This window comes from Pseudomonas sp. SJZ080, from assembly GCF_007828295.1.
GTDB lineage: Bacteria > Pseudomonadota > Gammaproteobacteria > Pseudomonadales > Pseudomonadaceae > Aquipseudomonas > Aquipseudomonas migulae_A.
On the sequence record NZ_VIUK01000002.1, the window covers coordinates 64121 to 87217 of the forward strand.

Consider the following 23097-nt stretch of genomic DNA (forward strand, 5'->3'; position numbering starts at 1 on the left):
CGCAGATCCAGTGTGGGAGCGGGCTTGCTCGCGAAGGCGTCGTATCAGGCAACTCAATAGTGACTGACACACCGCCTTCGCGAGCAAGCCCGCTCCCACATTTTTGATTCGGGGATGTTCGATAAATCACTTTGATCCGCGCGGTTGTTCTGGTATTTGATTGAGCCTTTCCCTCCGGTAAAAGGAATTCGTCATGAGCTACCGCACGCTGGGTCATTCGGGTTTGCAGGTCTCCACCCTGACCTTGGGCACCATGATGTTCGGCGAACAGACCAGCACCGAAGATTCCCTGCGGATCATCGACAAGGCCTGGGACCAGGGCATCAACTTCATCGACACCGCCGACGTCTACACCGGCGGCCGCTCCGAGGAAATCGTCGGCGAAGCGATTGCCGGTAACCGCCATGAATGGGTGCTCGCCACCAAGGTCGGTTTCGGCCCCGTGGACGGCGTGCCGAACCGCAGTGGCCTGAGCCGCAAGCACATATTCAATGGCATCGATGCCAGCCTGACGCGCCTCGGCACAGACTACCTCGACATTTATTACCTGCACCGCGAAGACCACAACACGCCGCTTGAAGTCACGGTATCGGCCATCGGCGACCTGATTCGCCAGGGCAAAATCCGCTATTGGGGGTTGTCGAACTACCGCGGCTGGCGAATCGCCGAGGTGATCCGCATCGCTGACAAACTGGGGGTTGACCGCCCTGTCATCAGCCAGCCGTTGTACAACATCGTCAACCGCCAGGCCGAAACCGAACAGATCACCGCCGCGCAAACCTATGGCCTGGGCGTGGTGCCTTACAGCCCGCTGGCCCGTGGCGTGCTAAGCGGCAAATACGCGCCGGATGTGAAACCGGACGCCAACAGCCGCGCCGGTCGCGCCGACAAACGCATTCTGGAAACGGAATGGCGGGTGGAATCCCTGCGCATTGCCCAGCAGATCCAGCAATACACACAAGGTCGTGGCGTGGGAATCGTCGAGTTCGCGATTGCCTGGGTGCTGAACAACAGCGCCGTCACTTCCGCCATTGTCGGGCCGCGTACCGAAGAACAATGGGACGCCTACACTAAGGCGCAGGCGGTGAAGATCACGGCTGAGGATGAAGCGTTTATCGACTCGCTGGTGACACCGGGGCATGCGTCGACGCCGGGGTTCAATGATGTGAGCCATTTCGTATCCGGCCGTAAACCCCGCAACACCTGAGAAAATACAAGACCACTGCAGGAGCGAGCTTGTATCAGCTACATCAGTGTCAGCTGATACACCATCGCGAGTAAGCTCGCTCCTACAGTGGGTCGGAGTTGATCAGTAGGTCAATATTCGGCTCGAAAACCACGTATCCTCCGCCCCCCGTTTCACCTTCAACTTCGCGAGGACAGTTTGTCTAAAGGTATCGCTCTATCGGTTTCGGCCTCGGTGCTGTTTGCCGTCATGTATTACTACACCTCACTGCTCACCCCGTTGAGCGGTGTGGAAATTTTCGGCTGGCGCATGCTGCTGACAGTTCCGTGCATGACCGTGTTCATGGTGGTGTCCGGGGAATGGAAGCGCGTGGTCGAGATTGTCCGGCGAGCTACCGCCCAGCCGAAACTGATCGCCGGCCTGATCGCCTCTTCTGCCCTGCTCAGCGTGCAGCTCTGGCTGTTCATGTGGGCACCGCTCAACGGCTACAGCCTCGATGTGTCGCTGGGCTATTTCCTGTTGCCGTTGACCATGGTTTTGACCGGGCGACTGGCCTACGGTGAGCGCCTGTCCTATCTGCAAAAAGTCGCGGTGTTTTTCGCCTGCCTCGGGGTGATCAACGAGGTGTATCAGGTCGGTGGTTTTTCCTGGGCGACCTTGTTGGTGTGCATCGGCTACCCAACCTATTTCATCCTGCGCAAGCGTCTCGCAGCAGACAACCTGGGCGGCTTATGGCTGGACATGGCACTCACGCTGCCCGTGGCCTTCTGGTTCGTGCAGACGGGCGAACAAGGTTTCAGTGTGTTTGACCAGCATCCGTGGCTGTCGCTGTTGATCCCGATTCTCGGTGTGATCAGTGCCTCGGCACTGGTGATCTACATCATCGCCAGCCGACTGCTGCCGTTCAGCCTGTTCGGGTTGTTGAGCTACGTCGAGCCGGTGCTGTTGCTGGGTGTGGCGTTGCTGCTCGGAGAAAGCATCAAGGCGGGGGAATGGCTGACCTACATTCCAATCTGGATGGCGGTGCTGGTGTTGATGTTCGAAGGGTTCAAGCACCTGGTCCGGCAGCGCAAACCTTAAATACACTCAAAACAAATGTGGGAGCGGGCTTGCTCGCGAATGCGGGGTGTCAGTCAACATCATTGCTGAATGACACTCCGCATTCGCGAGCAAGCCCGCTCCCACAGTTTTATCGCGGTAACGGCTTAGTCGGTGGAAAGTACGCCACGACGAACCTGATCGCGCTCGATCGATTCGAACAACGCCTTGAAGTTGCCTTCGCCGAAGCCATCGTCGCCTTTACGCTGGATGAACTCGAAGAACACCGGGCCCATCAGGGTTTCCGAGAAGATCTGCAGCAGCAGACGCTTGTCGCCCGACTCTGACGAACCATCCAATAGAATGCCCCGCGCCTGCAGTTGATCCACTGGCTCGCCGTGGTTCGGCAAACGGCCTTCGAGCATTTCGTAATAGGTTTCCGGAGGCGCGGTCATGAAGCGCATGCCGATGCTTTTCAGGTGATCCCAGGTCTTGATCAGATCATCGCTGAGGAACGCGACGTGCTGGATGCCTTCGCCGTTGAACTGCATCAGGAACTCTTCGATCTGACCGGCACCCTTGGACGACTCTTCGTTCAACGGGATGCGGATCATGCCGTCCGGCGCGGTCATCGCCTTGGAGGTCAGGCCGGTGTATTCGCCCTTGATGTCGAAGTAGCGGATTTCACGGAAGTTGAACAGCTTCTCGTAGAAGTTCGCCCAGTACGCCATGCGACCGCGATACACGTTGTGGGTCAGGTGGTCGATGATCTTCAGGCCGGCGCCAACCGGGTTGCGATCAACGCCTTCGATGAACACGAAGTCGATGTCGTAGATCGAGCTGCCTTCACCAAAACGGTCGATCAGGTACAGCGGCGCGCCGCCGATGCCTTTGATCGCCGGCAGGTGCAGTTCCATCGGGCCGGTTTCGATATGGATCGGCTGCGCGCCGAGTTCCAGTGCGCGTTTGTAGGCCTTTTGCGAATCCTTGACCCGGAACGCCATGCCGCACACCGACGGGCCGTGCTCGGCCGCAAAGTACGAAGCGACGCTGTGGGGTTCGTTATTGAGGATCAGGTTGATCGCGCCCTGGCGATACAGGTGCACGTCTTTGGAACGGTGGGTCGCCACCTTGGTGAAGCCCATGATCTTGAAGATCGGCTCCAGCGTGTTCGGGGTTGGCGATGCGAGTTCGATGAATTCAAAGCCCATCAGGCCCATTGGGTTTTCGTATAAATCTGCCATTTTGGCGCCTCATCATTTTTTAGAATTAACGTAACGTTAGTTTCAAGAAATGCTGAAGCCGGCGGGTGGCGCGCAGGAGATGCCCCGCACGCTGCGGGCGAGGAAGTCACCGTAGATCAATTGAAACCCGAAACTTTTCATTGTCGACCCAAGGCTGATACGGGCGAGGCTTCTGCTGGCAGAAGACGATTATTCTTATATGCGTAACCGGATTCTACACAGCGTAAACAGATTTGTCCGTCTTCTGTATCAAATCCCCTTTTTCCCTGCTCGCGCAAGGGGTTTGTTGCACAGGAAAATCCCCACCAGAATCAACCCGCCGCCCAGACACATCGCCAGGGTCAATTGCTCGCCCAACAACAACGCGCCGAAGATGACCGCGGTCAGCGGGTTCAGAGCGATGAACACGCCTGAACGGGTCGCGCCGATTTTGCGGATGCCATCGTAATAACCAATGTAGGCCAGTGCCGATCCCAAAACGCCCAGGTACATCAGGCTCAACCATTGCTGCGCTCCCAGGCTGGCCAACGCAGCAATGCTCACCTCGCCCCTGACGGCACTGACAACCCAGAGCATCACCGTGCCGAGCAAGATCGAATACGTCACGGTTTGCATCGGCCCCAGGGTCTGGTTCAAGTCTCTGGAGCACAGCGAATAACCCCCCCAGCTCAGAACGCAGCCAAAAATCAGCAGATCGCCGATCCACGAGTCGGCATTGCCGGCCAGCAATTGGGGGTTGCGACTGACAATCACCAGGCTCGCCCCGACGATGCAGATCGCGATACCCACGACCTTTACCCGACTCAAGCGCTCCTTGAACAGCAGCCACGAGGCCAGTCCGATAACCGCCGGGTTAAGGGCCACGATCAACGACGCCCGGGACGCATTGATGTAATGCAGGCCATAAAAGAAGCACAGGTTATAGAAGAAGATGCCGAAGAACCCCAGCAGCGACAGTTGCAGCCATTGCCTGGGGCTGGGGCGCGCCAGCGGCACGCGGGCCACCAGTAAAAACAGCAACAGCGCCCCGCTCGCCAGCAGGAATCGCAGGCTGGCAGCGAACAGCGGGCTGAGGCTGTCCGCCAGAAAACGCCCGGCGACAAAGGTGCCGCCCCAGATCATCGTGACGGCGGCGAGTTTGAAGTACACCGCCACGTCGGAGCGTTCCGACACCCTGTGTTCATATGCGGTCATAAGTCCCCGGATTAAGAAGTCGAACAGATGACGTATCATTTCGCTAATACTTGATCATCGTAAAATGAGTAAACACTCATGACACTCACACAACTGGAGATTTTCTCGCTGGTGGCCGAGCTTCACGGCTTTACGGCGGCGGCCCATCGTCTGGGCATTTCGCAATCCGCGGTGTCTCACGCCCTCAAGTCGCTGGAACAGGAGCTGGGCGTCGAACTGTTGAATCGGCATCAATCCCGGGTCGAACTCAGCGACATCGGCCAACAGCTGTTGCTGCGTGCTCGGGCAATGCTCGGGCTGGCCAACACCTTGCGCCAGGAAGCGGCCGATGCCCGCGGCATGAAACGCGGCACGCTGCGCATCGGATCGTTCGGTCCGACCTCGTCGATCAAGTTGTTACCGATGATCCTGCAGCAGTACCGGGCCGCTCACCCTGGTATCGAGGTCCATATCGATGAAGGTCCGGACCGACAGGTGATCCAGTGGCTGGAAGAGCGGCGCATCGACATCGGCTTTGTGGTGTTGCCGCAGGAGCGATTCGACACCGTCGCACTGATCGAGGACCAAATGGTCGCGTTGCTGCCCGTCGATCATCCGCTGGCAGTTCGCGACAGCGTGAGCCTGGGGGATTTGTGCGACGACCCCTTCGTGCTGACCGAGGCCGGCTCCTCGGAGCTGGTTTCGCGGATGTTCAGCGCGGCGCACCTGATGCCCAACATTCGTTACCGCTGCTCGCAACTGCTGAGCACGCTGGTCACCGTTGGCCGGGGCGATGCCTTGACGGTGGTCGCCGAAGGTTCACTGCCCAACGACTGCGACGACCGCTACGTGAAAAAACCGCTGTCGCCAGTGGTCGTGCGCCAGGTCGGCCTGGCGGTGCTGGACCGGCGTCAGTCTTCACCGGCAACGCTGGCCTTTATCAAACTGGCTGCCAGTCTGGACTTGCGTTGAACGGCACACGCCTTGAAGGCCAACTATCATGGCCTCTGACCGAACTCTTTATGGGAGGCGTGCCGTTGTCCTGCCAGCATTTGAGAGCCCTATTTCATCGTTACAGGTTTCGCGAATGCCACTGACTTTCAAAACCCGCCGAAAACGCAGCACCCGGATTGTAGTGACAGTATTGAGCGGTTTGCTCCCGATACTTCTGGGGTTCTCCATTCTTTACTGGCAGGCCGGACGTGCACTTTCGCAAAGCACCCAACTGACCGCCGAAGAAGCCATCCGCCAATTCGACCTGATGCTCGACAACACCGCCGAGGCCGCACGCGAGTTAGTGCCGTTGGCCGGTCAATCCTGCAACGACGTCAAGCTGGCCTTGCGCGAACAAGTCACCCGCCGTCCGTTCGTGCGCTCGACGAATCTGGTGTGGGACGACAACCTCTATTGCAGTTCGTTGTTTGGTGACTATCAGGAAAAAATCAACGCCGGAGACTACACCCAAGGCACGTTATGGCTCATGAACGGCAACCCGGTCACGCCCAATACCGCGCTGCTGGTGTACCGGCTCAGCGAAGGAAAACAGGGTGCATTGACGACACTGGACGGTTATCACTTGAGTAACGTGCTGCGCCTGATTGGTCGCAAGACAGTACTGTTACTCCAAGTCGGCCCAAGCTGGTTGTCGGCTGACGGCAAGGTTCACAAAGATGCCCTGCCCCTCCTGCCCGTCGCCGAAAGCAAACGTCCATCCTCGCGATATGCCTTCACCGTCGCGGCGGGTTTCCCCGCTGGCGAGACCTGGCGTTACATGCGTAGCGAGTATCCGCCGCTGTTCAGTTTGCTGATCTTTTTTGGCGTCGTGTCCGGCCTGATTGGGCATGTTTTGCAAAAGCGCTCGTCGTCACCCAGTCATGAACTACAGCGCGCGCTGGAGGCGGCGGAGTTCGTTCCGTATTTTCAGCCGGTGGTGCATGGCACGAACAAGAAGTGGTCCGGCACCGAAGTGTTGATGCGCTGGAATCATCCGAAGGAAGGCCTGGTGCGCCCTGACCTGTTTATCCCGTTTGCCGAGCACTCCGGCCTGATCGTGCCGATGACGCGCTCACTCATGCAGCAAACTGCGCAACTGCTGGCGCCTGTCTCCTCCTCGTTCGAAGAGCCGTTTCACATCGGCATCAACATCACCGCCAGCCACTGCAAGGACCTGGAACTGGTCGAGGATTGCCGGGAATTTCTCAGTGCCTTTGCGCCGGGCTCCATCCATCTTGTGCTGGAGTTGACCGAGCGCGAACTGATCGAGCCCACTGCCATCACGTTGCAGTTGTTCGAGCAACTTCACGCGCTGGGCGTGATGATCGCCATCGACGACTTTGGCACTGGCCACTCAAGCCTGGGTTACTTGCGCCAATTCAACGTCGACTTCCTTAAAATCGACCAGAGCTTTGTCGCCATGATCGGCGCCGACGCCCTCTCCCGGCACATTCTGGACAGCATCATCGAACTCTCGGCCAAGCTCGATCTGGGCATCGTTGCAGAAGGTGTGGAAACCGAGGAGCAAAGTGCCTATCTCACCGCTCATGGTGTGAACTTCCTGCAAGGTTATCTCTTCGGCAGGCCGATCCCCGGTGCAGACTTCATTGATGCATTAAGTCACCATTAACTGGCGCCTTTATGCGACAAAACAACGAGGCCCGTGCACCAATTCGAATCAAAAGACCACTCTTGTTACATGAAGAAAAAGTCAGGATTTACTCTTCGCCCATTAACTACTACAATTTTTCATACCTGCGCTAAATTGGCAGGCGAGCCATCTATCACCGAGTCGCTTCAAGGCTCTTGGCTTATAGCTTTGTTTGCGGTTGGTATCAGCCAAACACACTATTGGAGTAAAGATATTGTCCAGACTCGCTGAATTTCGTGCAGCTGAAAAGGCCCTTCAAGAGCAGCTCAAGCAGCTGGAGTCCCTGAAGAATGATGCCGGGCTCAAGAAAGAAATCGAATTCGAAGAAAAGCTCCAGGGGCTGATGAAAACCTACGGCAAGAGCCTGCGCGACATCATCGCCATTCTCGATCCGAACCCGGCCAAATCCGGCCTGCAACAGGCCGCTGCGCCGAAAACCCGCCGCGCTCGCGTGGTCAAGGTTTATCAGAACCCGCACACTGGCGAACTGATTGAAACCAAGGGCGGCAACCACCGCGGCCTGAAAGCCTGGAAGGAACAATACGGTGCTGCCACCGTTGATTCCTGGCTGCGCGGCTAAGCACTCGCGGTGACAAAAAAAGCCCTGTCTTACGCAGGGCTTTTTTCATGCATACCTTCTAAATGCAACGATTGGAATCGATCACTCGCTACTTGCAGATTAACTTTGTGCTTAGTCCCTTTGGGTATCTAAAGATTGCGAAATGCACGATTGCGCAAACCTTTAACTAAAGTTTCAAGCTGTTACGAACAGTTTCTATTTCATCCAGGCTTGCCTTATAAGCCTCGGCCTGCCCCGCGTACGAAAAAACATAGGCTTTATCGGCATCCACCGCCGCGACCAATGTTTGCGACAACACGTGTCGGCCGTTTTGGGTAATCGTGCAGGTAGTTTCCAATGCCGACAGCCGGCTCAAGGTCGCCGGATGAATTTTGTTGCAGACGCTTTGATAGCCGCCCTGGAAAAAATCCTTCTGCACTGACTTGCGCATCTCCAGCAATACGCCTTGCAAATTCACCTGATGACCGCTTTCCACTGGCGTCATGGTTAACTCCATCACCATCACCGGCGTGCCGCCCTGATCATTCTTCACTGCGCGCTGACGGGACACCTCAGGTTTGGCATCATCCTGCGGGATCGCTTCTACTTCCCAGCCAACCGGCCAAGTCACTATCGGCGTGTCTGCATGAGCGCAAGTCATGCCTGACAGCAGGCCAATCAGAACGAACAGCGATTTACAGAATCGGGTCATTGCAATGAATACTCACGGGCTGAACCGCAAAGTCTGAGCCTCGTCCGGCTGTCAGGCAATAGCCGACGGTTTGGGTTTGGTGATGCCTGCGCCCTTGCGTATCATTGTCACCATTCACTTGCCCCACTTATTGTCCGGAGGGCCCATGAGCCTGCACGAATTGAACACCTTCCCGGGTGTTACCGCCCAACCTGATACCGCCACCCAGAAGTTCGTCTTCAACCACACCATGCTGCGGGTCAAGGACATCACCAAGTCCCTGGATTTCTACACACGCATCCTAGGTTTTTCGCTGGTGGAAAAACGCGACTTTCCGGAAGCCGAATTCAGCCTGTATTTCCTGGCGCTGGTCGATAAAGACCAGATCCCGGCCGATGCCGCCGCCCGTACCGAGTGGATGAAATCGATCCCCGGCATCCTCGAACTGACCCACAACCACGGCACTGAAAACGACGCGGATTTTGCCTACCACAATGGCAACACCGACCCACGCGGCTTCGGGCACATCTGCATCTCAGTGCCAGACATCGTCGCTGCGTGCGAGCGTTTCGAAGCGTTGGGCTGCGATTTCCAGAAGCGCCTGAACGATGGCCGCATGAAGAGCCTGGCGTTCATCAAGGACCCGGACGCCTACTGGGTCGAGATCATCCAGCCTGCGCCGTTGTAACCCTCACAGAAAATCCCCTGTAGGAGCCGGCTTGCTGGCGATAGCGGTGTGACATTCAAAGTAATGCTTGCTGACACACCGCAATCGCCAGCAAGCCGGCTCCTACAAATATCTGCGGCGGCACAAACACAAAACCCCATGATCACTCATGGGGTTTTGTGTTTTCAGCGTCCGGTTTCAGGCCGGCGCAGAAGTCCGGATGAGGTGATCGAAGGCGCTCAGGGAAGCCTTGGCGCCCTCGCCCACCGCAATCACGATCTGCTTGTACGGCACGGTCGTCACGTCACCGGCAGCGAACACACCTGGCAACGATGTCTCGCCACGCGCATCGACGATGATCTCGCCACGGGGCGACAATTCGACGGTGCCTTTGAGCCAGTCGGTGTTCGGCAGCAAACCGATCTGCACGAAGATGCCTTCGAGATTGACCGTGTTGAACTCGCCCGAATCGCGATCCTTGTAGACCAGACCGGTCACTTTCTGGCCGTCGCCTTTCACTTCACTGGTCAGTGCGCTGGTAATCACATTGACGTTCGGGAGGCTGAACAACTTGCGTTGCAGCACGGCATCGGCGCGCAGCTTGCTGTCAAACTCGAGCAGCGTGACGTGGCTGACAATACCGGCCAGATCGATCGCGGCTTCAACGCCGGAGTTACCGCCGCCGATCACCGCTACGCGCTTGCCTTTGAACAGCGGGCCATCGCAGTGCGGGCAGAAACACACGCCTTTGGCTTTATATTCCTGCTCGCCCGGTACGCCCATTTCACGCCAGCGCGCGCCAGTGGCAAGGATCAGCGCCTTGGTTTTCAGGGTGGCGCCGCTGTCGAAGCGAACTTCGTGCAACTCGCCAGGGTTCTTCGCCGGAATCAGCGCGGTGGCCCGTTGCAGGTTCATGATGTCGACGTCGTATTGCTTGACATGCTCTTCGAGCGCGCTGGCCAGTTTCGGCCCTTCGGTTTCCTGTACGGAGATGAAGTTCTCGATGGCCATGGTATCGAGCACCTGCCCGCCAAAACGTTCAGCCGCCACACCAGTGCGAATGCCTTTACGGGCGGCGTAGATCGCTGCCGCAGCACCGGCGGGACCACCACCGACAACCAGCACGTCAAAGGCTTCCTTGGCGCTGATTTTCTCGGCTTGGCGTTCGGCGCCGCTGGTGTCGATCTTGGCGAGGATTTCTTCCAGGCCCATACGGCCCTGGCCGAAAATCGCGCCGTTCAGGTAAATGCTTGGCACGGCCATGATCTTGCGATCATCGACTTCGGCCTGGAACAACGCACCATCGATAGCGACGTGGCGAATGTTCGGGTTCAGTACTGCCATCAGGTTCAGCGCCTGGACCACGTCCGGGCAGTTCTGGCAGGACAGCGAGAAGTAAGTCTCGAAGCTGAACTCGCCTTTGAGCGAGCGGATCTGTTCTATCACTTCCGCGCTGGCTTTCGAAGGGTGACCGCCGACTTGCAGCAAGGCCAGCACCAGCGAGGTGAATTCGTGGCCCATCGGAATACCGGCAAAACGCAGGCTGATATCGGCACCGGGGCGGTTGATCGAGAACGATGGCTTGCGTGCGTCGTCACCGTTATCGAGCAAGGTAATTTGGCTGGAAAGACTGGCAACGTCTTTCAGCAGCTCGAGCATTTCCTGGGATTTCGCACCGTCGTCGAGGGATGCAACGATCTCGATCGGCTGGGTGACCCGTTCCAGGTACGATTTCAACTGGGCTTTAAGATTGGCGTCCAACATACGGGCGATTTCCTTTTTTGCGAGACATAAAAAAACGCCCGAGCGAATCTCGCCCAGGCGTTTTTATTGGGCGGTTGCAGCTTACTTAGGTGCGGAAACCCGCCCTGATGATGCTTTCACAGACTTAGATCTTGCCGACCAGGTCCAGGGACGGAGCCAGAGTGGCCTCGCCTTCTTTCCACTTGGCTGGGCAAACCTGGCCTGGGTGAGCAGCGACGTACTGGGCAGCCTTGATTTTGCGCAGTAGTTCGGAAGCGTCACGGCCAACGCCGCCATCGTTCAGTTCAACGATTTTGATCTGGCCTTCAGGGTTGATCACGAAAGTGCCGCGGTCAGCCAGACCGGCTTCTTCGATCAGCACGTCGAAGTTGCGGGAGATGGCGTGGGTCGGGTCGCCGATCATGGTGTACTGGATTTTGCCGATGGCTGGCGAAGTGTTGTGCCAGGCCGCGTGGGCAAAATGGGTGTCAGTGGAAACGCTGTAGATTTCGACGCCCAGCTTCTGGAAAGCGTCGTAGTTGTCAGCCAGGTCTTCCAGTTCGGTCGGGCAAACGAAGGTGAAGTCGGCTGGGTAGAAGAACACGACAGACCATTTGCCTTTCAGGTCAGCGTCCGACACTTGTACGAAGTCGCCGTTTTTGTAGGCGGTAGCTTTGAACGGTTTAACTTGGCTGTTGATGATAGGCATCGTTGACTCTCCGTCAGGGGTTAAGAAGTTGATGGAGTGAACTCTACCCACTCGATGGACGGATGGCTCATTGGCAAACTTGATGCTGCTGATGGGTTTTCGCTATTAGCCAGCTGTATTAATAGAAGAAAACGATATCTACGGCGTCAACGGCTTTTCAGAAATCCGGGCCATCCCGAGGAACGGATTAGCTTCCACGTAACGCATCGCCGACTTCATGTCCTTCCAGCCCACGTAACTCATCAACGACTTCAAGTCCCAACCACTTTGGTGCGCCCAAGTGGCGAAGCCGCGTCGCAGGGAGTGGCTGGTGTACTGCTCGGCCGGGATACCTGCGCGCTCCAGCGCCTGGCGCAATAACGGAATGACGCTGTTGGCGTGCAGCCCCTCCTCGCTCAGGTGCCCCCAACGGTCGATGCCACGGAATACCGGCCCGCGCACCAGCGCCGCCTCGGTGATCCAGGCGATGTACGCCTGCACCGGACACAGACGCTGCAATGCCGGCGTCTGGTAGGTCTTGCCGAGGTTTTCGCGGTCGCTCTTGCTCCGCGGCAAATACAGGGTAATGCCGGAACCCGCGCTGGCCTGCACGTGTTCGATCTGGACGCGGCACAACTCGTCGCTGCGGAAACCGCGCCAGAAGCCCAACAGAATCAGTGCCCTATCGCGCCGGGCTCGTAACAGGGCCGGTTGATCATGTTGCGATTTCGCGGTGTGTGCTTCCTGCTCCAGCCAGGTAACCACTTGCTCCAGATGCTGAAGCTGCAAGGGCTCGGCCTGTTTCTCCTGAGCCGGGTGCAGCGCGCGAATGCCTTTGAACACCTTGCGCACAACGGGCGCCTTGGTGGGATCGGCAAACCCCTGGCTGTTGTGCCACTGCGCGAGCGCCGACAGGCGCAGCTTCAACGTGTTGATCGACAACTCCCCGGCGTACGCCACCAGATAGCGCGCGACGCTGTCGGCAGTGGCCGGCAGGAAACCGCCCCAACTCACTTCGAAATGCTCGATGGCCGCTCGATAACTACGGCGGGTGTTGTCACGCGTGGCGGCTTGCAGGTATCGATCCAGATCACTCATGGCGTTGACTACTGTAGGAGCGAGCTTGCTCGCGATGGACGTAAACGATGACGCTAACGGCTTGAGTGCTCGCGGTGTCTGGAGGTTTTTCGCCAGCAAACCGGCTCCTGAGGACGTTTGTGTACGGAAATGGAGCTGCGAACAATTCAATATCGTTGTCACATGGGGTAATACCAGTATATCCCGCATCAGTAATATGCACTTATTCCATTTTATGAACGCGTGGTACACTGTGTACTTTAGTGGCATGTACCACAGTACGAAATCGTAGGAGAACACATGGCTCGTGGCGGCATCAACAAAGCAGTGGTTCAAACGGCGCGCCTGGCTATCCTCGCCCGCGGCGAACACCCGAGCATCGACGCTGTACGTATAGAGATGGGAAACACTGGCTCCAAAACCACCATTCACCGGTATTTGAAGGAGCTGGACGATGGTGTAGAACCGGCCGCGCCCCCCCCTGAACCCATTGATGACGAGCTGACAGGGTTGGTCTCGCGCCTTGCGCAACGGCTCAAAGAGCAAGCACAGGAGCCCATCGATCAGGCTCGCGCTCAGTTCGAACAGCAACGAAAAGACCTGGAAAGTCAGCTGGCAGACGCTCAGGAAGCCAACAGCGAATTGCAGCAGCAGTACGAGATTCAAACCCTGGCGCTGACCCAGGAATCCGACACCCTGCAAAACACGCTCTCCATGCTGCAGACCGAGCAAACCCGCAACGCCGGGCTGAACCAGGCGTTGGCCGACTTCGAGTTGCGCTTGCAGGACAAGGACGAGCAGATCCGCTCTCTTGAGGAAAAACACCTGCACGCCCGCGATGCACTGGAACACTATCGCGATGCCGTCAAAGAGCAGCGCGAACAGGAGCAACGACGCCACGAAGGTCAGGTGCAGCAGATTCAGATGGAGTTGCGTCAGGCCCAGCAAAGCGCCCTTGTACGCCAGGACGAAATCACCCAGCTTCACCGTGACAACGAACGCTTGCTGACTGAAAACCGTGGCACGCTGCGGGAACTGAGCCTGCTGCAAGAACAGCTCAAGCAGACCCATACCCGCCAGGATCAACTGCTGGAACAGGTCAACCGCATCGACAGCGAACGCACCCTCCTCCAGGAACGCTTGCGGGCAGCCCTGTTGGAAAGTCAATCGCTGAAGCAGAGCGTCGAGGAGCAGTCGCAGCTGAATAAGGCGCTAGAGGTCAATCTTGCCAAGACCCAGGCAGAACTTGAAGCAAGCAGTGCAGGAGCGAACTTGCACGCCATGGACGCGAACGATAACGCGTAAAATCAAATGGCCAGCGGTGCGCTTGAGTTTTTCGCGAGCAAGCTCGCTCCTACAAAAACAAGCGTCTGGCGGCTGCCGTTGCGACAGCGCCAGACGCAGCCGGGGCCGATTAACCGGCGACCGGTGTACGCATGGTGACGAACTCTTCGGCGGCCGTCGGGTGCACGCCGATGGTTTCGTCGAAGTCGCGTTTGGTGGCGCCCGCCTTCAAGGCGATTGCCAGCCCCTGCACGATTTCGCCGGCATCCGGCCCGACCATGTGACAGCCAAGCACCTTGTCGGTCTTGCCATCCACCACGAGCTTCATCAGCGTGCGCTCCTGGGATTCAGTCAGGGTCAGCTTCATCGGGCGGAAACGGCTTTCGTAGATCACCACGTCGTGGCCGGCTTCGCGCGCCTCTTCTTCGGTCAGGCCAACGGTGCCGATGTTCGGCAAGCTGAACACCGCGGTCGGGATCATCTTGTAATCCACCGGACGATACTGCTCAGGCTTGAACAAGCGTCGCGCTACGGCCATGCCTTCGGCCAGAGCAACCGGGGTGAGCTGGACCCGACCGATCACATCGCCAAGGGCCAGGATCGACGGCTCGGCGGTCTGGTATTGCTCGTCGACTTCGATGAAACCTTTCTTGTCGAGTTTGACGCCAGTGTTTTCCAGCCCGAGGTTGTCCAGCATCGGTCGGCGGCCGGTGGCGTAAAACACGCAATCGGCTTCCAACTGACGACCGTCCTTGAGTGTCACTTTCAGACTGCCATCGGTCAGTTTTTCAATGCGCTCGATGTCGGCATTGAATTGCAGGTCCATGCCACGTTTGGTCAGTTCTTCCTGCAAGTGCTTGCGCACCGCGCCATCGAAGCCGCGAAGGAACAGTTCACCGCGATACAGCAACGTGGTTTCGGCGCCCAGCCCGTGGAAGATCCCGGCGAACTCGACGGCGATGTAGCCACCACCCACGACCAGTACGCGTTTTGGCAACTCTTTGAGGAAGAACGCCTGGTTGGAACTGATCGCATGCTCGTGCCCCGGAATCTCCGGGATCTGCGGCCAGCCGCCGGTAGCAATCAGAATGTTCTTGGCGGTGAAGCGTTCGCCATTGATCTCGACGGTATTGGGGTCGACGATTTTGGCGTGGCCTTCATGCAGGGTCACACCGCTGTTCACCAGCAGGTTGCGATAGATGCCGTTCAGGCGATTGATCTCGCGATCCTTGTTGGCGATCAGCGTTGCCCAATCGAACTTTGCCTCGCCCGGGGTCCAGCCAAAACCCGAAGACTGCTCGAAGTCTTCGGCGAAGTGCGCACCGTAGACCAGCAGTTTCTTCGGCACGCAGCCGACGTTCACACAGGTACCCCCCAGGTAGCGGCTCTCGGCCACGGCCACTTTCGCGCCAAACCCGGCCGCAAAACGCGCAGCCCGCACACCGCCGGAACCGGCACCAATCACATAAAGGTCAAAATCGTAGGCCATTTTCAATCTCCTCGGCAGGCAGACAGCATACCCGCAGACGTCCGTTGGGCAAGCGCTGCAAACGATATGGGGCCGGAAAATGAAAAAGCCACCCGAAGGTGGCTTTTCAATACAAGCAGGTCAGACGCTATCAGTAAGCCTTGCCAGTCTTGTAGAAGTTCTCGAAGCAGAAGTTGGTTGCTTCGATGTAGCCTTCAGCACCACCGCAGTCGAAACGCTGGCCCTTGAACTTGTAGGCAATCACGCAACCGTTCTTCGCCTGCTTCATCAGGGCGTCGGTGATCTGGATCTCACCACCTTTGCCTGGCTCGGTTTGCTTGATCAGCTCGAAAATGTCCGGAGTCAGGATGTAACGACCGATGATCGCCAGGTTCGACGGAGCGTCTTCCGGTGCCGGTTTCTCGACCATGTTACGAACGCGGTACAGGTCATCGGCAATCAACTCGCCAGCGATCACGCCGTACTTGTTGGTTTCCTGCGGATCCACTTCCTGGATCGCGACGATGGTGCAGCGATACTGCTCGTACAGCTTGACCATCTGGGTCAGTACACCGTCGCCTTCGAGGTTGACGCACAGGTCGTCCGCCAGCACCACGGCGAACGGCTCGTCACCGATCAGCGGACGGCCAGTCAGGATTGCGTGGCCAAGGCCTTTCATTTCGGTTTGACGGGTGTAGGAGAACGAGCACTCGTCCAGCAGCTTGCGGATGCCGACCAGGTATTTCTCCTTGTCGGTGCCCTTGATCTGGTTTTCCAGCTCATAGCTGATGTCGAAGTGGTCTTCCAGGGCGCGTTTGCCGCGGCCGGTGACGATGGATATTTCGGTCAAACCGGCGTCCAGTGCTTCTTCGACGCCGTACTGGATCAGTGGCTTGTTTACCACCGGCAGCATTTCTTTGGGCATGGCTTTAGTCGCTGGCAGGAAGCGAGTACCGTAACCGGCTGCTGGGAACAAGCATTTCTTGATCATATAAGTCCTTGAAAGGGCTGTGTGTTCGAGTTTCGGCGCAGTCTAATCAGGCGGCGTGCACCTTACAATGCCCCGCACTGGCTAACCGATGCCATCATAGAGAAATATTCTCGCGGATAGTTCCGCAGTTCGCTCCAGCGCCTTTTATTGATAGCAGAAATTCCGAGCGACGCTGACGAATCTGTCACCTACAGATTCGCACTACCATACGCCCATCAGCACCCGTCAAGTGCAATTGGCGCTATCATTGCGCAATTGAACCAGCCAACGAGGCAGATAGATGTCGGTAGCAAAAAGTGTCAACGGGTTCCTGATCAATCAGGCGAAAGACGGCCAGTGGTGGGTAGACAGCGTCGGCGGCGAGAATATCGCCGGACCATTCCCGACCGAAGCGTTGGCGATTGAAGTGGCATCCGTACTGGAGCTTGAACACCCGGCCCCGAAACGTCGCGGCAAGGACAAGTCCTGATCTGAAGCGAATTTGCCTGACCAAGCCCTGCCTCGCGCAGGGCTTTTTTTGCGATCGCCGGCAAAGAAGTGGCCTTTCGCTATAACCTTTTGATTCCGGCGCTGTCACAGGCTTAGCCCTATTATCCTGACGACGACCACACCATGACTAAATTCTTGCCCCTGATTGCGGTACTGGCCCTGAGCGGCTGCGCAACGTCCGAAACCACCTACCTGAACAACGGCGAGCAAGGCCTGAGCATCGACTGCTCGGGGGAAGCCAATTCCTGGGCCACCTGCTATGAAAAAGCCGACGCTTCCTGCGCCGGAACCGGCTATCGGATCGTCGGCACTGACGGCACACCTTCAACCAAGGAAAGTGACAAGACCCTGGGCGTCGATGTCGGCAATTACAAAAACCGCAGCGTGGTGGTGGTCTGCAAGTAAGGCGTTTGTGCCCTACATGTGAATTTCAGCGAATTTGATCCCGAGACCGCGCACGGTCTCGATCAGGTCGTCAAGGCGACCGAAGGATTCGACTTCATCGTTGTCATCCACCAGAAAATAACTTCGCCCGGCGCTTTTCTTGAAAAACACGATCCATTCCCCCGGGTTCGCCGGATTCTGAATCACATGGGTAGCAGAGATGTGACCCTCTGCGTGCCTTTCCCGTACTTGCTCTCGCTTCATGCTCGACTCCAGAAATGACAATGCCGCCAAAGCCTTGCTTTGACGGCATCGGTGCTGACTGTCGCTAGTTTATCAGCCGGAGATACACGCGGTGGCAGCATTGCGCACATCCATCGGGCGCAATGGCACATTGGAAATGCGCTCATGCAGCTTGATGCTGCTGCCGCTGGAACGCTCTTCAATATCGAATACGGCCGCCGGCCCCGAGGAGAACTTCTGCGGCACGATGACCCGCACGCCCTCTTTCTCCTGCGGTTCGACTTGCAGGGCACCGCGACTGCTGGCCAGTTTCTCGGTCAGGCATTGCGCGTATTCATTGGGCTTCTTGCCGGAAATCACGCTCATGGTGGGCAGCGACTCGTTGATTTCCGAGACACTCGCACAACCACTTATCGCCAATGCAAACGGCAAGACCCACGCACCCCACTTCATACTAAACCTCCAATAAAGACCCTCCGACAGCACAAATGCTGGTTTTCTCCGAGGCTCACTGCTTTTATCGCTCATGGAATTCCGAATAACTGTTTTTAATTGTCAAAGCGGACCCCGACGACCGGATAATAACCTGTTCGGGCTGATAAACTGCGCCAATCGCCCATGCTATCGTTTTGATTTTGTAGAAAAAGCCCTTCTGGAGGCGCCTCATGAAATTTATCCACCAGCGCGAGCACCTCAATGAAGACGACATCGTCGTCATCCAGTGCTCCCAAATGTGCAACATCCGCTTGATGAACGACGCCAATTTCCGCAGTTTCAAGAATGGCGGCCGTCACACTTACCATGGCGGTGCGTTCGACACCTTCCCGGCCCGCATTACTGCACCGAGTACCGGTTTCTGGAACATCACCATCGATACCGTGAACCGTCGGCCGATCAGCGTGACCCGCAAACCGACCCTGACTCACTCAATCAAGATCATCCGCCGCTCCACCTCGAAACTGAGCTGAGCGCCGCCCGACACGAATATAAGCAGGTATGACAGTGGCCCAAACGACCAAGTACGTCATCAAATACAAACTCAACGGCGAACGCCGCTTCGAATTTGCCCAGCTTGAAAACGGCACCGAAGCCGAAGCCAGAGCCGCGCTGGACGCCATTCATGGCCAGAGCGAAGACGTCATCAGCGAGATCAGCGTCAGCAAAGCGCTGTAACGGGATTAGGAGCGACAACGTGGATGTCTGCTCCATCCGTTGAATTCGACCGCAAGCCCCGGAGTGTTCACGAAGGCAGCGCTCCCTAGACTGGCCACCTCAACCTTTGGTTAAGGAGTCAGAACATGTCTGCATCCCCGATTCGTTTCATCAGCGGCACTTCCAGCCTTGGCACCTTGCTGCTGGCCTCCAGCGCGCAAGGTCTTTGCGCATTGCTGCTTGGCGATAACCTGGCGACGCTGGAGCGCGACCTTGCGCGGCGGTTCCCCGGCCAGCCAATCCCCCAACGTGACGAAGGCTTGATGCCGGCACTGGAACAAACCCTTCGCTATCTCGACAATCCTCTGACAGCGCTCGATTTGCCACTGGATCCGGTGGGGAGCGCTTTCCAGCAGCGCGTCTGGGAAGCTTTGCGCCAGATCCCGCTCGGCAAAACTGTCAGTTATCAGGAAATCGCCCGGCAACTGGGGCAACCCAAAGCCTTCCGGGCCGTGGCCAATGCCTGCGGCGCGAACCCGCTGGCAGTCATCGTGCCCTGCCATCGGGTACTGCGCCAGGACGGCAGCCTCGGCGGTTATCGTTGGGGCCTGGAGCGTAAGCGGCAACTGCTGGAGCGCGAGGCGCAGCAATGATCGAGCACTTTCTGGAGGCACTCGACTGGGCAACGCTGGAGCAACAACTGGATCAGGACGGTTGCGCGATCATCCCTTCGCTGATCAGCAGCGAAACGTGCGATGACGTCAGCGCGCTGTACGCGCGATCCGAACCGTTCCGCTCGCAAGTGATGATGGCTCGTCACGGCTTTGGCCGTGGCGAGTACAAATACTTTCGATATCCGTTGCCAGAGATCGTCGCCACTTTGCGCAAAGCGCTCTACCCTCGGCTGGTGCCGATCGCCAATCGCTGGTACGAGCAGATGGACTTGCCGGTCCGTTTCCCTGATACGCATGCGGCGTTCCTCGAACGCTGTCACGCCGCCGATCAGGTGCGTCCAACGCCGCTGTTGCTGCAATATGGGCCACAGGACTACAACTGCCTGCATCAGGATCTGTACGGCGAACACGTTTTTCCGCTGCAAGTGGCGATTCTTCTGTCAGAGCCGGGCGAAGATTTCACCGGCGGCGAGTTTGTCCTGACCGAACAACGCCCTCGGATGCAGTCGCGCCCCCAAGTCATTGGATTGAAAAAGGGTGACGCCGTGATCTTTGCCGTCAACCAGCGACCGCTGAAAGGCGTTCGTGGCTATTACCGGGTCACCCTGCGCCACGGTGTTAGCCGCCTGCACAGCGGAAAACGGCATACCCTTGGCATCATCTTTCACGACGTGTTATGACCTTATGAACCCGACTACTCTCGATCTGTTTGCCGACTCAGAGCCCGAGCAACAACCTCGGCGCGAGCAAATTGGCGAACAGTCCTACGTCTTGAGGGGCTTTGCCCTGCCTTGGCTGGAGCGTTTACTGCCCGCACTCGAGGCGGTTCTGGCCACCGCGCCGTTTCGGCACATGGTCACGCCTGGCGGCTTTACCATGTCCGCGGCCATGAGCAGTTGCGGCACTTGGGGCTGGACTACCGACCGCAGCGGTTATCGCTATTCCCGTCATGATCCGCAAACCCTCACCCCCTGGCCGGACATGCCGTCGGTATTTTTTGAGCTCGCACAAGCGGCGGCGCTGGAAGCCGGCTTTGCCACTTTCGTGCCCGATTCCTGTCTGATCAACCGCTATATCCCCGGCGCGAAGATGTCATTGCACCAGGACAAGGACGAAGCGTCCTACGCAGCGCCGATCGTTTCGGTGTCGCTGGGCCTGCCGGCGGTGTTCCTGTTCGGTGGTTTTGAACGCAGCGACAAAAGCCAGCGGGTGCCAGTGTTCCATGGCGATATCGTGGTCTGGGGTGGCGTCGATCGCCTGCGTTATCACGGAGTTTTGCCGATCAAGGAGGGGCAGCATCCACAGATGGGCGAGCAACGGATCAACTTTACGTTTCGTACCGCACAATGAGCCCACGAATTTGACCGCAAGACCCGGAGTGCAACGACCCTGCCGGCTGGTTACTCTGAATCAAACGGGTCAACGGACATGAAGCCATGACAACCACCGAGAACGATCCGCGCTGGGCCGCTGTCGTCGCCCGGGATCCCCGCGCTGACGGGCAGTTCGTGTATGCGGTGAAAACCACTGGCATTTACTGCCGTCCCAGCAGTCTGGCGCGTTTGCCGAAGCCGCAAAATGTCGAATTCTTTGACACGGCCGAGCAGGCCCAGGCAGCGGGTTACCGCCCGAGCAAACGAGCGGCGAAGGATCAAAGTGACGTCGCCGCGCAACATGCTGCGACGGTCGCCGCGGCTTGTCGCCAGATCGAGACCGCCGAGCATCTGCCAGCGCTGAGTGAACTGGCCGACGTCGCCGGCCTGAGCAGTTTTCACTTTCACCGTGTGTTTAAAGCCGTTACCGGGCTGACACCCAAGGGCTACGCCACGGCCCACCGTTCCCGCAAGGTTCGCCAACGGCTGAGCGTTGGAGGTTCGGTGACCGAGGCTTTGTATGACGCCGGTTTCAACTCCAACAGCCGTTTTTATGAGGCGGCGGATCAGTTGCTCGGCATGAAACCCGGTGACTACCGCGCCGAAGGTCAGAACAACGACATTCGCTTTGCCGTCGGCCAGTGTTCGTTGGGCGCGATTCTGGTGGCCCAGAGCGTACGTGGTGTTTGCGCGATTCTGCTGGGTGATGATCCGCACCAGCTGGTGTGCGACCTGCAAGACAAGTTTCGGCGGGCCAACCTGATTGGCGCTGATCATGAGTTCGAGCAACTGATCGCCAAGGTCGTCGGTTTTATCGAAGCCCCGGCCATCGGCCTGGATTTGCCGCTGGACGTTCAAGGCACGGCATTTCAGGAGCGCGTCTGGCAGGCGTTGCGGGAGATTCCTGCCGGCAGCACCGCCAGTTACGCGGATATCGCCCAGCGCATCGGCGCACCGAAAGCGGTACGCGCTGTGGCTCAGGCCTGCGGCGCGAACAGTCTGGCAGTGGCGATCCCCTGCCACCGCGTAGTGCGCAGCGATGGCAACCTGTCGGGCTATCGCTGGGGAGTGGAGCGCAAACGGCAGTTGCTGGAACGTGAAGGCCAATAGATCAAAAGATCAAAAGATCAAAAGATCGCAGCCTGCGGCAGCTCCTGCATTGGATTGGTGTACATCCTGTAGGCGCTGCCGCAGGCTGCGATCTTTGCTTTTAGCGATTCACATCCACCACCACTCGACCGCGCAGCTGACCGGCAAGCAAGCGCGGTGCAGCTTCGATCGCTTCACTCAAACCGATTTCATGGCTGATCAGCGGCAGCAAAGCGAAGTCCAGATCCTTGGCCAGGCGATTCCAGGCGAGCACTCGCTTGGCTTTGGGCTGGGTCACGCTATTGATCCCGGCGAGTGTCACGCCGCGCAAAATGAACGGTGCGACGGAGGCTGGAAAATCCATGCCTTGCGCCAGGCCACAGGCGGCGACAGTGCCGTTGGCCTTCGTGCTGGCACAGGCGTTGGCCAGGGTGTGACTGCCGACCGAGTCGATCACGGCCGCCCAACGCTCCTTGGCCAGCGGCTTGCCGGGTTCGGACAGCGTAGCGCGGTCGATGATTTCGCTGGCGCCCAACTGTTTGAGGTAGTCGTGCTCGGAAGTCCGACCAGTGGACGCAACCACCCGGTAACCGAGCTTGTTCAGCAACGCGATGGCGAAACTGCCTACACCACCGTTGGCGCCCGTGACCAGGAATTCACCCTGCTCTGGCGTCACGCCGTTATGCTCCAGCGCCAGAATGCTCAGCATCGCCGTGTAACCGGCCGTGCCAATGGCCATTGCCTGGGCAGCCGTGAATTCCGGGGGCAATGGAATCAGCCAGTCACCATTCAGGCGCGCTTTCTGCGCCAATCCGCCCCAATGCCCTTCGCCCACACCCCAGCCATTGAGTACGACCTGATCACCAACCTTGTAGTCCGGATGCTCGCTGACTTCTACAGTTCCTGCCAGATCGATACCCGGCACCATCGGGAATTTTCGCACCACCGGGCTGCTGCCGGTGATCGCCAGGCCGTCCTTGAAATTCAGTGTGCTGTACGCCACTCGCACGGTCACATTGCCCTCGGGCAACTGATCGTCATCGATCGCTTGCAGTGTGGCCCGATAACCGCTGTCGTCTTTGTCGATCAAAATGCCTTGGAACATCATCGTCTCCCAATCGAATCACTCAGTCGTGGTGCAGTTGAAATATCACACTGCAACATTTTGTCGTACCCGACTTTAAGCCAATCCAGGCGTCTCCATCACCGGCGATCGCGCCCCCATGCAAAAATCGATTGG

26 protein-coding genes are annotated in these 23097 nt (G+C 57.9%); 15 read left to right on the plus strand and 11 right to left on the minus strand.

Annotated elements, in window-relative coordinates:
* Positions 1-193: 193 nt before the first annotated feature.
* The gene (locus FBY04_RS02745; RefSeq protein WP_145314444.1) at positions 194-1207 is read left to right on the plus strand and encodes an aldo/keto reductase; all 1014 of its coding nucleotides are present in this window, start codon (positions 194-196) and stop codon (positions 1205-1207) included.
* 177 nt (positions 1208-1384) lie between these two features.
* Positions 1385-2266 (plus strand): EamA family transporter RarD, encoded by an 882-nt coding sequence (gene rarD, locus FBY04_RS02750; protein ID WP_145314445.1) that lies wholly within the window; start codon positions 1385-1387, stop codon positions 2264-2266.
* A gap of 125 nt (positions 2267-2391) precedes the next feature.
* On the opposite strand, the gene hppD is transcribed toward rarD, so the two are convergent.
* Both hppD and FBY04_RS02760 read right to left on the minus strand, forming a co-directional pair.
* Complete coding sequence (hppD, locus tag FBY04_RS02755) at positions 2392-3468, minus strand: 4-hydroxyphenylpyruvate dioxygenase (protein ID WP_145314446.1); 1077 nt, start codon at positions 3466-3468, stop codon at positions 2392-2394.
* A gap of 249 nt (positions 3469-3717) precedes the next feature.
* On the minus strand, positions 3718-4662 hold the full coding sequence (locus tag FBY04_RS02760) for a DMT family transporter (RefSeq protein ID WP_145314447.1): 945 nt from the start codon (positions 4660-4662) through the stop codon (positions 3718-3720).
* 78 nt (positions 4663-4740) lie between these two features.
* Between FBY04_RS02760 and FBY04_RS02765 the strand changes: the two genes are divergently transcribed.
* From FBY04_RS02765 to FBY04_RS02775, 3 genes are all read left to right on the plus strand, one after another.
* Positions 4741-5613 (plus strand): LysR family transcriptional regulator, encoded by an 873-nt coding sequence (locus FBY04_RS02765; protein ID WP_145314448.1) that lies wholly within the window; start codon positions 4741-4743, stop codon positions 5611-5613.
* Positions 5614-5728: 115 nt separating this feature from the next.
* Positions 5729-7264, plus strand: coding sequence for an EAL domain-containing protein (locus FBY04_RS02770; RefSeq protein ID WP_145314449.1), 1536 nt, complete (start codon positions 5729-5731; stop codon positions 7262-7264).
* Between the two features lie 235 nt (positions 7265-7499).
* A complete protein-coding gene (locus FBY04_RS02775; protein WP_008075430.1) occupies positions 7500-7865 on the plus strand; it encodes a histone-like nucleoid-structuring protein, MvaT/MvaU family in 366 nt (121 codons plus the stop codon).
* A gap of 166 nt (positions 7866-8031) precedes the next feature.
* On the opposite strand, the gene FBY04_RS02780 is transcribed toward FBY04_RS02775, so the two are convergent.
* A complete protein-coding gene (locus FBY04_RS02780; protein WP_145314450.1) occupies positions 8032-8556 on the minus strand; it encodes a DUF4946 domain-containing protein in 525 nt (174 codons plus the stop codon).
* Between the two features lie 145 nt (positions 8557-8701).
* On the opposite strand from FBY04_RS02780, the gene gloA reads away from it, so the two are divergent.
* A complete protein-coding gene (gloA, locus tag FBY04_RS02785; RefSeq protein WP_084323329.1) occupies positions 8702-9223 on the plus strand; it encodes a lactoylglutathione lyase in 522 nt (173 codons plus the stop codon).
* 177 nt (positions 9224-9400) lie between these two features.
* On the opposite strand, the gene ahpF is transcribed toward gloA, so the two are convergent.
* The 3 genes from ahpF to FBY04_RS02800 form a co-directional block, all read right to left on the minus strand.
* Positions 9401-10966: an alkyl hydroperoxide reductase subunit F gene (ahpF, locus tag FBY04_RS02790; protein WP_145314451.1), complete on the minus strand. Its 1566-nt coding sequence runs from the start codon at positions 10964-10966 to the stop codon at positions 9401-9403.
* A gap of 124 nt (positions 10967-11090) precedes the next feature.
* Entirely contained in the window at positions 11091-11654 is a 564-nt protein-coding gene (gene ahpC / locus FBY04_RS02795) for an alkyl hydroperoxide reductase subunit C (RefSeq protein WP_008155117.1), read from the minus strand.
* A 138-nt stretch (positions 11655-11792) separates the two neighbouring features.
* A complete protein-coding gene (locus FBY04_RS02800; RefSeq protein WP_145314452.1) occupies positions 11793-12731 on the minus strand; it encodes a site-specific integrase in 939 nt (312 codons plus the stop codon).
* A 279-nt stretch (positions 12732-13010) separates the two neighbouring features.
* Here FBY04_RS02800 and FBY04_RS02810 point away from each other — a divergent pair, with 279 nt between their 5' ends.
* Positions 13011-14015 (plus strand): DNA-binding protein, encoded by a 1005-nt coding sequence (locus tag FBY04_RS02810; protein WP_145314454.1) that lies wholly within the window; start codon positions 13011-13013, stop codon positions 14013-14015.
* A 109-nt stretch (positions 14016-14124) separates the two neighbouring features.
* Here FBY04_RS02810 and gorA read toward each other — a convergent pair whose 3' ends face one another.
* Both gorA and galU read right to left on the minus strand, forming a co-directional pair.
* On the minus strand, positions 14125-15483 hold the full coding sequence (gene gorA / locus FBY04_RS02815; RefSeq protein ID WP_145314455.1) for a glutathione-disulfide reductase: 1359 nt from the start codon (positions 15481-15483) through the stop codon (positions 14125-14127).
* Between the two features lie 130 nt (positions 15484-15613).
* On the minus strand, positions 15614-16453 hold the full coding sequence (gene galU / locus FBY04_RS02820) for a UTP--glucose-1-phosphate uridylyltransferase GalU (protein ID WP_056739849.1): 840 nt from the start codon (positions 16451-16453) through the stop codon (positions 15614-15616).
* Positions 16454-16733: 280 nt separating this feature from the next.
* Between galU and FBY04_RS02825 the strand changes: the two genes are divergently transcribed.
* Positions 16734-16922, plus strand: coding sequence for a hypothetical protein (locus tag FBY04_RS02825; protein WP_084323334.1), 189 nt, complete (start codon positions 16734-16736; stop codon positions 16920-16922).
* Positions 16923-17065: 143 nt separating this feature from the next.
* A complete protein-coding gene (locus tag FBY04_RS02830; RefSeq protein ID WP_084323335.1) occupies positions 17066-17347 on the plus strand; it encodes a hypothetical protein in 282 nt (93 codons plus the stop codon).
* Positions 17348-17359: 12 nt separating this feature from the next.
* Here FBY04_RS02830 and FBY04_RS02835 read toward each other — a convergent pair whose 3' ends face one another.
* Together FBY04_RS02835 and FBY04_RS02840 are read right to left on the minus strand one after the other, a co-directional pair.
* On the minus strand, positions 17360-17590 hold the full coding sequence (locus tag FBY04_RS02835) for a hypothetical protein (protein WP_084323336.1): 231 nt from the start codon (positions 17588-17590) through the stop codon (positions 17360-17362).
* A 72-nt stretch (positions 17591-17662) separates the two neighbouring features.
* Positions 17663-18022 carry a hypothetical protein gene (locus FBY04_RS02840; protein WP_084323337.1) on the minus strand — a complete coding sequence of 120 codons (360 nt, stop codon included), beginning with the start codon at positions 18020-18022 and terminating at the stop codon, positions 17663-17665.
* A 212-nt stretch (positions 18023-18234) separates the two neighbouring features.
* On the opposite strand from FBY04_RS02840, the gene FBY04_RS02845 reads away from it, so the two are divergent.
* From FBY04_RS02845 to ada, 6 genes are all read left to right on the plus strand, one after another.
* Entirely contained in the window at positions 18235-18537 is a 303-nt protein-coding gene (locus FBY04_RS02845) for a DUF1883 domain-containing protein (RefSeq protein WP_017338604.1), read from the plus strand.
* A 28-nt stretch (positions 18538-18565) separates the two neighbouring features.
* Positions 18566-18742, plus strand: coding sequence for a hypothetical protein (locus FBY04_RS32290; protein ID WP_017338603.1), 177 nt, complete (start codon positions 18566-18568; stop codon positions 18740-18742).
* Positions 18743-18867: 125 nt separating this feature from the next.
* The gene (locus tag FBY04_RS02850; RefSeq protein WP_145314456.1) at positions 18868-19374 is read left to right on the plus strand and encodes a methylated-DNA--[protein]-cysteine S-methyltransferase; all 507 of its coding nucleotides are present in this window, start codon (positions 18868-18870) and stop codon (positions 19372-19374) included.
* Entirely contained in the window at positions 19371-20075 is a 705-nt protein-coding gene (locus FBY04_RS02855; protein ID WP_145314457.1) for a 2OG-Fe(II) oxygenase, read from the plus strand. The genes FBY04_RS02850 and FBY04_RS02855 overlap by 4 nt, the downstream gene beginning before the upstream one ends.
* Before the next feature lie 4 nt (positions 20076-20079).
* Positions 20080-20745 (plus strand): DNA oxidative demethylase AlkB, encoded by a 666-nt coding sequence (gene alkB / locus FBY04_RS02860; protein ID WP_145314458.1) that lies wholly within the window; start codon positions 20080-20082, stop codon positions 20743-20745.
* A gap of 86 nt (positions 20746-20831) precedes the next feature.
* Positions 20832-21878 (plus strand): bifunctional DNA-binding transcriptional regulator/O6-methylguanine-DNA methyltransferase Ada, encoded by a 1047-nt coding sequence (ada, locus tag FBY04_RS02865; protein WP_084323341.1) that lies wholly within the window; start codon positions 20832-20834, stop codon positions 21876-21878.
* A gap of 100 nt (positions 21879-21978) precedes the next feature.
* Here ada and FBY04_RS02870 read toward each other — a convergent pair whose 3' ends face one another.
* The gene (locus tag FBY04_RS02870; RefSeq protein WP_145314459.1) at positions 21979-22962 is read right to left on the minus strand and encodes an MDR family oxidoreductase; all 984 of its coding nucleotides are present in this window, start codon (positions 22960-22962) and stop codon (positions 21979-21981) included.
* Positions 22963-23097: the final 135 nt, after the last annotated feature.